Here is a 4,261-nt window from a genome sequence, read left to right on the forward strand (position 1 = left end):
CTTCGGGGGCGCTCCCCCACCACCGACACTCGCCAGCCACACCTCACGAGCCCTACCCTCCCACCGGCTCCCGAGGCGCCCCCACCACCGACACTCGCCAGCCACACCTCACGAGCCCTACCCTCCCACCGGCTCCCGAGGCGCTCCCCCTCCCACCGGCTTCGTCGGCCAGATCCGGACCGCCACCGCAACGGTCGCCAGCCACGTCATGCCGAGCACCCACCCGCCCAGCACATCGCTCGGGTAATGCACGCCCAGATACACCCGTGACGCGCCCACCGCCACCGCCATCAACAGCGCCGTGAGCCACGCCGTCGCCCAAACGTTGCGGCGGTCCGTCAGCGTGCAGATCAGCCACGCAATCATGGCGAATCCGACCAGCGAACCGGCCGCATGCCCCGACGGGAACGAAAACCCGCCCACGGCAACGAGTTGCCCCGCCGGGTTCGGCCGATCCCGCGCGATCAACACCTTGATCGTGTACACCAGCAACTGGATTCCGCCCACCGCCACGACGGTCAGGAGCAACGGCTGCCACCGCCTCGCCCGGAACGACACCAGCGTGACCGTGAGCAGGAGCAGGATCGACATCGTGAGGATCCCGCCCATATCCGTGATCGCGACCTGCACACTGGTCAACCCCGGCATCCGGCGCTCGGCAAGCCACTGCACCACCGGCCGGTCCACCACCGTCAGATCGTCCTGATCGACCACCGCGTCCAGAATCTCCACGAAGATCGAACCAAGCATGAACACGGTTGCCGCGCCCGCCGCCAAAATCAGGGCCTGCGTCGTGGCCCGGGCGGTCAGCCACTCCCATCCCGCCCGCCCACGCCGGCCTACCGTGCTTACCAGTGGCGCATGCCGCAACCTGAGCAGCACCGGCCGCGTGGCACGAATCGCCCCGTACGCCATTGCCGCCATCACCACGGCCACTATCAGCCCCATCAGCGGGTTCCAACGCATCGACACAACCTATCGCCGCACAGCAGTCCCACCCCCGCGCCAATGGGCACTTTATGCCTTTACCCACCCCATCGACCAGCACCTCACCACACCGCCCACATAACCCCGGTGTGTCGCAATAGGACCGCCGTCCACGCGCCGATTGCCGACTACGTCACCGGCCGAGCCGAGCCCGCAAACCGAGCCCGCACGGATCAGCGAGGCAGGCCCTGCGCGGACCGAGCACGGCCCGGACCAGCCGGGCTCGCCCATCGCGGGCCGAGGCGACAAACCATGCCTGTGGGAGTGTCAGAGGATCTTCGTGTTCGCGTTTCACCCGAGCGCCGGAAGCTGCGGAAACGCTTCGCAGGGCGCGGCGCTTACACCGGTGCGCCGACCGGCCCTGCCTGCGAACGGCCCCAGCCTGCGGGCGCTCCGCGGTGCTGGTGCGTCCCGGGTCAGGCGCCGGCGTTCATCTGGCGCAGTTCCTTCTTCAGCTCCGAAATCTCGTCGCGGATGCGGGCCGCGAGTTCGAACTGCAGTTCGCCGGCTGCCGCGAGCATCTGCTCCGTCAGCTCCTCGATGAGCTTGCCGAGCTCTGCCTTGGCCATGCCCTCGGTCTGGGTCTCGATACGCCCGCGGCTGCGCGATCGCGTCTCCGGCGTGGGTGCCTTGCCGCGCGACATCTGGCGTCCGGAGCCGCCGATGATGGCGCCGCCCGGCCCGTGCCCGGCGAGCGCGCCCACGGTGTCTTCGGCCTCGCGATAGATGTCGTCGAGAATGTCGTGGATCTTCTTGCGCAACGGTTGCGGATCGACGCCGTGGGCCTCGTTGTGTGCGACCTGCTTGGCCCGGCGCCGGTTGGTCTCGTCGATGGCCTCCTCCATCGAGGGGGTCATCTTGTCGGCATACATATGGACTTCACCGGAGACGTTTCGCGCCGCACGCCCGATGGTCTGAATGAGCGAGCGGCCGGAGCGCAGGAAGCCCTCCTTGTCGGCGTCCAAAATGGACACCAACGAGACCTCGGGCAGGTCGAGGCCCTCACGCAGCAGGTTGATGCCGACCAGCACGTCATAGTCGCCCTTGCGCAGCTCCTTGAGCAGCTCGACCCGGCGCAGCGTGTCGACCTCGGAGTGCAGGTAACGCACGCGGAAGCCGTTTTCGAGCAGGTAGTCGGTCAGGTCTTCGGCCATCTTCTTGGTCAGCGTGGTGACCAGCACCCGCTCGTCGCGCTCGGTGCGCAGCCGGATCTCGTGCATGAGATCGTCGATCTGGCCCTTGGTCGGCTTGACCACGACCTGCGGGTCGACCAGACCGGTCGGGCGGATCACCTGCTCGACGAACTCGCCCCCGGCCTGCTGCAACTCCCACGGCCCGGGCGTCGCCGACAGGAACACCATCTGCCCCACGCGCTCCAGGAACTCGTCGAAGCGCAGCGGCCGGTTGTCCTGCGCGCTCGGCAACCGGAACCCATGCTCCACGAGGATGCGCTTGCGCGAGGCGTCGCCCTCATACATCCCGCCGATCTGCGGGATCGTCACATGCGACTCGTCGATGACCGTGACGAAGTCGTCGGGGAAGTAGTCGAGCAGACAGTGCGGTGGGCTGCCCGCCTCACGCCCGTCGATGTGGCGGGAGTAGTTTTCGATGCCCGAGCAGAAGCCCACCTGGCGCATCATCTCGACGTCGTAGGTCGTGCGCATGCGAAGCCGTTGCGCTTCAAGGAGTTTGCCCTGCTGCTCCAGCTCGGCGAGCCGCTCGGCCAGCTCCGCCTCGATGCCGCGGATCGCCCGCTCCATCCGCTCCGGCCCCGCCGTGTAGTGCGTCGCCGGGAACACGAGCAGCTGGTCGACCTCGCGCACCGGGTCACCGGTGAGCGGGTGCAGGTAGGTCAGCTTGTCGATCTCGTCACCGAAGAACTCGATCCGGATCGCGAGCTCCTCGTAGGCCGGGATGATCTCTAGCGTGTCTCCACGCACCCGGAAGGTGCCCCGGCTGAACGCGATGTCGTTGCGCGTGTATTGGATGTCGACCAGCCGGCGCAGCAGCAGATCGCGCTCGATCTCCTGGCCCACCTTGAGCCGAACCGTGCGCGAGAGGTATTCCTCCGGCGTGCCCAAACCGTAGATCGCGCTCACGGTCGCCACGACCACCACGTCGCGCCTCGTGAGCAGGGACATCGTCGTGGAGTGGCGCAGCCGCTCGACCTCCTCGTTGATCGACGAGTCCTTCTCGATGTAGGTGTCGGTCTGCGGGATGTATGCCTCGGGCTGGTAGTAGTCGTAGTAGCTGACGAAGTATTCCACCGCGTTGTTGGGCAACAGCTCGCGGAACTCCTTGGCCAACTGGGCGCACAGCGTCTTGTTGGGCGCAAGCACCAGCGCCGGCCGCTGCAGCTGCTCGATCAGCCACGCCGTGGTGGCCGACTTGCCCGTGCCGGTCGCGCCGAGCAGCACAGTGTGGCGATCACCGCGGCGCACCCGCCGCGTCAGCTCAGTGATCGCGGCCGGCTGATCACCAGCCGGAACGAACTCGCTGACGACCTCAAACTTGCCGTCAAGCCGGGGGATGTCCAACGCCATGCCAAGAACCTAACTCGTGCGTATGACATCGACACTACATTGCGCTTGACCAGCACCGATGACAGTAGGTGAGTGACCAACTCCGATGTAGTGATTGTGTGGCATCTCTCAGAAGCGCTACCGTTTCATCGTAGGCCGCTTGCGGCGGTCGCCCCGCGATGGTTACGGTCGCGGCCGGACCTCCACACCGGCCGGCCAGCGATCGGCGCATAGGTAGCAGCTCCCGATCCGCCCCACCGCAGGATCGGTGAGCGCACTAAGTGCGATCCGTGCCATCGCGCCGGGCCCGCCGCAAGCGGTCTGAAACGTATCCAACCTGCCGGGCTGAGCGTTGCATCCCCCGTGGGACTAAGCATCGGCCGTCGGCCCGTAGTCACGCTCTTGATCGCATCCGTCCTGATCGGCGGCCTGACCCTCGGCCTCAACAGCGGCCTGGTCTCCTGCCTTTCCAGCCACGACCGGCCGAACCGCCCGCTCAAGGAGGCCGAGCTGCAGCGCCTCGCCTCCATGCGCGTGCACAACTTCGCCGATGCTCGCCTCGGCGTGAGCGGCACGGTCGGCCCACCCGACCGGCAGACGAAGGTCGACGGCTGGATCGACTGGAGGCGCTCCCTGCTGTACCTGTCGGTCACCAACGCCGATTCCATCGCGCTCGTGCAGGCCCGTCCGGGCGTGCTCGCCGTCCGCCCCGACCACACCGACCCCGGCCCGCCCCCACCCCAACCCCCGCC

General features: G+C 67.4%; 2 protein-coding genes and 1 pseudogene. 1 reads left to right on the top strand and 2 read right to left on the bottom strand.

Features of this window, described 5'->3' with window-relative positions:
* Positions 1–117: 117 nt before the first annotated feature.
* On the bottom strand, positions 118–966 hold the full coding sequence (locus DM816_RS40500; protein WP_117215752.1) for a phosphatase PAP2 family protein: 849 nt from the start codon (positions 964–966) through the stop codon (positions 118–120).
* Between the two features lie 437 nt (positions 967–1,403).
* Positions 1,404–3,530 (bottom strand): excinuclease ABC subunit UvrB, encoded by a 2,127-nt coding sequence (gene uvrB, locus DM816_RS40505; RefSeq protein ID WP_117215753.1) that lies wholly within the window; start codon positions 3,528–3,530, stop codon positions 1,404–1,406.
* Between the two features lie 381 nt (positions 3,531–3,911).
* Between uvrB and DM816_RS40510 the strand changes: the two are divergent.
* Positions 3,912–4,261, top strand: a pseudogene (locus DM816_RS40510) (hypothetical protein); the annotation flags it as partial.

The sequence above is a fragment of the Allorhizocola rhizosphaerae genome, assembly GCF_003426775.1.
GTDB lineage: Bacteria > Actinomycetota > Actinomycetes > Mycobacteriales > Micromonosporaceae > Allorhizocola > Allorhizocola rhizosphaerae.